The 6,695-nt window shown below is 49.8% G+C and carries 6 protein-coding genes; 3 read left to right on the top strand and 3 right to left on the bottom strand.

The genetic code is table 11. The annotated features are described in order from the left end of the window. The coding region (locus NW858_RS11785) for an FkbM family methyltransferase (RefSeq protein WP_414520570.1) at positions 1-1,596 on the top strand (1,596 nt) is incomplete at its 5' end. Positions 1,597-1,639: 43 nt separating this feature from the next. Here NW858_RS11785 and NW858_RS11780 read toward each other — a convergent pair. Further along, complete coding sequence (locus NW858_RS11780; protein ID WP_414348864.1) at positions 1,640-1,918, bottom strand: phosphoribosyltransferase; 279 nt, start codon at positions 1,916-1,918, stop codon at positions 1,640-1,642. Positions 1,919-2,025: 107 nt separating this feature from the next. On the opposite strand from NW858_RS11780, the gene NW858_RS11775 reads away from it, so the two are divergent. Beyond that, the gene (locus NW858_RS11775; RefSeq protein WP_414520569.1) at positions 2,026-4,473 is read left to right on the top strand and encodes a class I SAM-dependent methyltransferase; all 2,448 of its coding nucleotides are present in this window, start codon (positions 2,026-2,028) and stop codon (positions 4,471-4,473) included. 42 nt (positions 4,474-4,515) lie between these two features. Here the strand turns inward: NW858_RS11775 and NW858_RS11770 are convergent, their stop codons facing one another. Together NW858_RS11770 and NW858_RS11765 are read right to left on the bottom strand one after the other, a co-directional pair. After that, a complete protein-coding gene (locus NW858_RS11770; protein ID WP_414352298.1) occupies positions 4,516-5,034 on the bottom strand; it encodes a phosphoribosyltransferase in 519 nt (172 codons plus the stop codon). Positions 5,035-5,123: 89 nt separating this feature from the next. Then, positions 5,124-6,044: a branched-chain amino acid transaminase gene (locus NW858_RS11765; RefSeq protein WP_414520568.1), complete on the bottom strand. Its 921-nt coding sequence runs from the start codon at positions 6,042-6,044 to the stop codon at positions 5,124-5,126. Positions 6,045-6,261: 217 nt separating this feature from the next. Here NW858_RS11765 and NW858_RS11760 point away from each other — a divergent pair, with 217 nt between their 5' ends. Further along, positions 6,262-6,645, top strand: coding sequence for a PepSY domain-containing protein (locus NW858_RS11760; protein WP_414520567.1), 384 nt, complete (start codon positions 6,262-6,264; stop codon positions 6,643-6,645). Positions 6,646-6,695 lie beyond the last annotated feature (50 nt).

Below are 6,695 nucleotides of genomic sequence, written 5' to 3'. Positions count from 1 at the left end.
GAAGAGTTTATCCAACGTGGGATCCAACTGGGCAACAATCCGGAGCAACTCAACCGAATTAAAAAGCAAATCAAAGATTCTCGCCGCTGGTCGATAATTTGGGATCCGCGCGAGCATGCCCGCAGCATGGAAGCTGCCTTCTTCCACATTCTGGAAGGCAAGCCTCATGAAGCCTATGTCTTTCACCCTAACGACTTGTACTCCAGCCCAGACGAATGGAATCAAGCAGGGATCCAGCTCATCCGTTCCCTAGGCGCCGAGGCTTCCGTTTCAGCACGGCAATCTACTTGGGAAGAAGCGTTATCTTTGTGGCGAAGAGGTCTGGCAAGGGATCCCTATCATGTTCCCTGTTGGCTAAACCGAATCCATGCCCTATTGGTATTGGGAGATCGTTCTCGCGCTTTTGAGGATGCCTATGCTCTACTGGAGTTTTTGTGTACGGAAGCCCAGGATCTGCAACCTTCCCAGTTGACAGATGTTCCCATTTGGGTTCAAAGCGAAGGTTTTTCGGATCCCGCTGCTTCTACAAAACATACCTACCTATACTATTTAGCTAAGTGGATGGCCGCCCACATTGGGGTTGTATATAGCCCAGGAGCTATGAGGTTTTGGAACCTGACTTATTCTATAAACCCAGATGACACACAGGCAGCCTTGGCGGTGGGAGTTGAGCTCCTCTCGCAGAGAAAGATAGAAGGGCTAGTGCCAATCAACCGTGTGCTCAGTCTCGATCCAAACCATCAATTAGCAGGCCTAGTCAAGCAAATTGCGATGTGGGAAGTTGTACACCAAGTGCGCACAGCTTCTTTGCCTGGCCAGCCGGATCTTTATCTCGACTACGAAAATTGTAGGCTTTCACTAGAACCTTCATTCTCAAGTATCGTGACCCGAGTCCTACTTACCCAAGGGGAGTGGTTTGAGGAAGAAGTGGATTTCTGCCGTCACTTCCTAAAAGCAGGCATGAATGTTATTGATGTGGGCGCTAATGTTGGGGTGTACACTTTTCTTGCTGCACGCCGAGTCGGCCCGGCAGGCAGTGTGATTGCAGTTGAGCCGACACCTTCCTGCATTCAACACCTGCAAAAGACAATCAGTGCTAACTCCCTAGACAATATTGTTTCCCTTGTTGAGTCTGCTGCTGGAGACCATGAGGGTACCGTCCAATTTCAGGAAGAAAGGGCTACCGTATTTAACTCCATCAGTGCTTCAGGGCCAGTGTCAGAACAAAGATCAAGAGATGAAAAAGTAGTAAGTCTTACTACTTTGGATTCTATCTGGCGCTCGCAGGGAAAGCCGCAAATCGATCTCATCAAGATCGATGCAGAAGGCGCCGAAGAGCAGGTCATATCCGGCGCGCTAGAGTTGGTTGCTGCCACCCAGCCTATTGTTATTTTTGAGAATATCAGCGGTTCTAAAGTTACGGGATCTGCTACCGCGAAGATCCTGGAGTCGCTAGGATATGGGTTTTATACCTACAACCGTTTCCTGAATAAACTCACCAAAGTTAAACCCCAGCAATATCCAGTTTCCGCCTTAAATATCATCGCAATCCACCCCTCAAGCTTGGAAAAAGTGGCAGATATGATACCAGCCTAGACTTACCAAATTCCTTGAAGAAGCAAGCCTTGAGCAAAATTAACTAACCCGAAGAACGCAGCGACTCCATCAACTGCTGGGGCGTCATCTGCTCGTAGGGCTCGAAGGGCTGGTGGATCCAGGGGTTATCGGGCAGGTAGTCCACGTAGTAGTCGGGCTGGTAGACAGAGGCCGCTTTGTACCAGAGTACGCCAGTGCGGATTTCCTCGATGTAAAAGCCGTAGTGGTGCTTAAGCCAGTGGACGGAGCGCTTCAGGGTCATGCCAGAATCGGCCAGGTCGTCCACCAACAACACATGGCTGCCCAGGTTGGCAGTGGTCATGGCCAGATCTCTTTGAGGAAAAACTTACGTTTCTGAGCGAGCAAGCTTGACCGCACAAGTCTAGTGGTTTACGCTGTAAGGAGAAACCATGAGAACTGTGTAGCCAAATGACAGAGAGCATTGCTAGGCATGACTACGTTAGTACCTCCTTTCAGAAAATCTATTTAGATCATTGCTTCCCTAATATGCGAGTTGGTAATGCGGATCAACGCTTCCCGTCTTACCTGCGCAGACATATTCCTCACCTTTGTTACGTAGATTGCCGCAATCCTTCAGTTAATTTTGTCAGTCGAGATGAAGCCCACATTCTCTACAACACTGCTCTCGAACTTAAAGGTAAATCTGCACTGGAAATCGGCTGCTGGCTAGGTTGGTCAACTGCTCACCTTGCAGCAGGTGGAGTTGTCCTTGACGTCGTGGATCCTGCCCTATTTGACCCAGTAGTCTATGAAAGTGTGGAGCAGTCCTTATGCCTAGCAGGAGTTCGCTCCAACGTTAACTTACATCCTGGCTATAGTCCAAAGAAAGTGGAAGAAATTGCCTTGCAAACTAACCGTCGCTGGTCTTTAATTTTTATTGATGGAAACTGTGAATCTCCTGCCCCCCTGCAGGATACTCGAGTAGTAGAAAGATATGCTGCTGAAGACTGCTTAGTTCTTTTTCACAATCTTGTTTTGCCAAGTGTAGCTGAAGGCTTAAACTACTTGAAGGATCGTGGTTGGAAAACAATGATCTATCAAACTATGCAGATTATGGGCGTAGCCTGGCGAGGTAATGTTCGACCAGTTGAGCATATGCCAGATCCAAATGTGCACTGGACGTTACCTGAGCATCTCGGAGATTATTGCATTAGTGGGTTTGATCCTGTAATGCTCCAAGATTGGAAAACCGGTCTTCCAAAGGATGTCATGAACTCTATACAACGCGGGAGTTTAGCTTACTCATACAAAGGTATTCCTACAACTAAAAATCCTTTCGACATAGCTCTTTATCCTCTCTTGATTTGGCAAGTTAAGCCGAGAACGATCATTGAGATTGGCTCGTATTGTGGTGGAAGTGCTCTATGGTTGGGAGATATTTTGAGTAGTTTTGGCTTAGGTGCACACATCTACTCTATTGATGTAAATCGAGTCACGAGTTTATCTCATCCAAAAGTAACCTATCTTAGAGGAAATGGGCGTGAGCTTGAAGCAATACTGTCACCTTTTTTCCTCTCTAGACTACCGAGGCCATTACTTGTAATTGAAGATGCTGACCATCAGTACGAAACTACAATTAAGGTTCTTGAGTTTTTCCACCAACATCTCCTACCAGGAGAGTATATTATTATTGAGGATGCGATCGTCTCTGATATGGGAGAAGATATCCTTTATAATGGCGGACCGAAGCGTGCAGTCAGAGAGTTTTTGTCGAAATATCCTGATAGATACGAAATAGATAGAAGTTACTGTGATTTTTTTGGATCAAACTTCACTTGGTGCGTTAATAGCTATCTGAAGAAAAAAAATAAAGCTAACCAAGATTTAGATTTTCAAGTTGCTTGCGAAGCCCTACGTTTGCCTACTCTCTCAAAGTCGGAGTACTTCTTGGAGCTTTATCTATCTGCCAAAAAGATTTGTCAAGAAGATATCCCGGGAAATTTTGTAGAGTATGGGAAAGGAGGAAGCTCCGCTTTACTAGCTTGGGTGATTAGGCACCACAGCCATAGACCCCGCAAAGTCTACGTCCTCTTTGAAGAAAATCTTGATAAAGAAGCAGATAAGGCAAGTACTAGAACAGACGAAAGCTTACAACATTTGGGTGAAAAGCTTGAAGTTGGGGAATGTATTATTCCAGTTACTTTGTCTGAGAGTAACCTAGCTGCTTCCTTAAAGGAAGTTGGGGAAGTTGCATTGCTTTATATTCATGCCAATGGCGACTACAAGTCAACTATAAATGCACTTCGCAACTTATACAGTCAGGTTAGCTCAAAAGGTCTGATCCAGATTGAGGGCTATGGTCTTTGGGAAAGTTGCAGGCAGGCAGTTCATGACTTTGAGCAGGAAATACAGTCGTTCTTTCACATCCACATAATTGATCACACCGGAGCTTGGTTTACACCCGGGGAAAATAACCCAATTTTGCTATCCCAAGAAAAGCCAAGTTTCCCAGTTTCTAGAGTTTGCTTGGGCAAAGTTAGTTTAGCTCTGTTTCCCGATTGGGATCCCAGTTTCCAAGAAGCGACTATTTCCAGTCTGGAGCTTTTACTGGAGTTTATTCTGCTTAGCCCGATCCCTCAGGATTATGCCTTGATTGTATCCGCAGAGCTAGATTATGGAATGGCCGAGTCAATTCTGGAAACGGCAGCGGCTAACGTTACCCTCAAACTAACCGATTCAGGTTACGAGTTAAAGGAAGAGCCGTCTATTTCTCTGGTCAAAACTCTCAACTCGGAGCAGTGGAAACGGCTGCTGGCTCAGGTCAACTACCACTATCCTCTTGCTCACGAGCAGATCCCTGCTGGGGTCCGCCCTGCCTTAGATAGGGTACCTCGCTTTGAGCTGCCGTCTAGATAGAGACATCACAAGGGTGAATTTGTAGACTCGCAGAGGACCAAGCTAACCCGAAGAACGCAGCGACTCCATCAACTGCTGGGGCGTCATCTGCTCGTAGGGCTCGAAGGGCTGGTGGATCCAGGGGTTATCGGGCAGGTAGTCCACGTAGTAGTCGGGCTGGTAGACAGAGGCCGCTTTGTACCAGAGTACGCCAGTGCGGATTTCCTCGATGTAAAAGCCGTAGTGGTGCTTAAGCCAGTGGACGGAGCGCTTCAGGGTCATGCCAGAATCGGCCAGGTCGTCCACCAGCAACACATGGCTGCCCAGGTTGGCAGTGGTCATGGCCAGATCCCGCGAAAAGGTCAGTTGCCCCCGTTGGCGATTGCCAGGGCCGGAGTAAGAAGAAGCGGCGAGAATGGCTAGGGGGAGGTCGAAGAGACGGGCCAGGGTATCGCCGATGCGCAGCCCCCCTTTGGCGATGCAGACAATTTGGTTAAACTCCCAGCCGCTTTCGTAAACTTTGACGGCCAGCTCTTCGATTTTGCGGTGGTAGTCGGCCCAGGTAATAGAAATCTCGTGCAAGGGATCCCTCTCCCGCAGTCTGGATTGCTCAATTCTAACTATATTGATTCTTTTCCCATCGACCGGCCTGACGATGGCAACCTGAGGGTCTAGCTTTCTTTCAGCGGGATCACCTTCACCCAATGGGCGTAAGCGGGATCCCGATTTTCGGTGATGGCCGTCAGCTTCTGCCGCAACTGCTCGGTGATGGGGCGGGAGGGGGGCAAGACGTATTGCTCGATCTGGCGAATAGGGGTGATCTTGGCGGCAGTGCCGGTGAGGAAGGCTTCCTCGGCAATCAACAGCTCCGACTTATCGACCGGCCGCTCTTGGGTGGGGATCCCCAGGTCGCGGGCCAGGGTGAGAACGCTGTCGCGGGTGATCCCTTCCAGGATGTCTTGGTCAAAGCTGGGGGTAATCAGCACGCCGTTGCGCACGATGAAGATGTTCATGCCCGAGGCTTCGCTTACCTTGCCTTGGGAGTTCATCAAAATGGCCTCATCATAGCCGGACTGCACTGCCTCAGTTTTGGCCAGAGAAGAGGTGATGTAGGCGCCGGTGATCTTGCCCCGCAACGGCAGGCTGCGATCCTCTTGGCGGGCCCAAGAGCTGATGCGGCAGGTGACTCCCTCTGGTGAGAGGTAGTCTCCCAACTCCAACCCGTACACGAAAAAGTCTTTCTCGATGTTGTGCAACCGCGGCGAGATGCCCAGGTCGGAGGTGTAGACCAGGGGGCGGATGTAGAAAGAGGTGGAGGGGCGATTTTTGCGGATCAGCTCGATGATCACCTGCTCGATCTTCTCGGCGGGCAGATCGAAGCAGAGCAGGCGAGCACTCTGGCTCAGCCGTCGGCAGTGGCGATCGAGACGAAACACCAGCACCTGATCCGGATTTTGCGGGTCGGGGATCCCGCGTAGACCGCCAAAGGCTGCCGTCCCGTAGTGCAGAGCATGGGTGGCAATGGAGATCTTCGCCTCGGCAAAGGGGACGATCTGGCCCTGAAAGTAGGCGTAGGGCAGAAAATCCGGCATGGTCGGCACCTACTGCGGTGGGAAAAGATGTAAGAGTAGGAATATTATCACCGATGGAGGCAGCATCGGCAGCCCCAGCGTTGGCAGCACTCGGAAAGATATGCGCACTGCAGTGTTTTTTAGCCAGTCAAGTTCTGAGAGGGCTGTGGAGGCAAACAGCTTCTAACTTACGAGGGGCCGACGAACTACACCCCATGACGCAAGGAGTCCACTCCCTTTGCGAAAGCAACAGTGCTCCTTTTGGCAAGGCTTCTTTCACCCCAAGGTTGGTAGGGTAAGAATGTGGTTACTCAAACAGTTGGAAATGAAGCTTCCAAAACTTGCTGTTGCTTCCTTGCTTGTGCTGGGCGTTTTGCTCCTCAGCAGCCCGATGTTATCGGTAGGCAAGAGCACAGAGGTAGCTTTTGCTCAATCTCCTGCTCCAACCGTCCGCATTGAAGAAGCGATTCAGATGGCTCGATCTGCTGTTCCTGATGCTGTGATCAAAGAAGTTGAGTTGGAGCGCGAAGATGGCCGCTTAGTTTGGGAAGTAAAACTCACCAACGATGTTGAGGTCAAGATCGACGCCACTACCGGCGATGTTGTCGATATCGATGACTAGCCCTCAGGGGGGCACAAACTGGGGTAAGCGTTGCCGGAAAAAGCGGTAGT

This window comes from Synechococcus sp. H55.10 (assembly GCF_047502715.1).
Taxonomy (GTDB): Bacteria; Cyanobacteriota; Cyanobacteriia; order Thermostichales; family Thermostichaceae; genus Thermostichus.
Note: the sequence above shows the minus strand (reverse complement) of the source record. Positions and strands in the feature narration are given on the sequence as shown.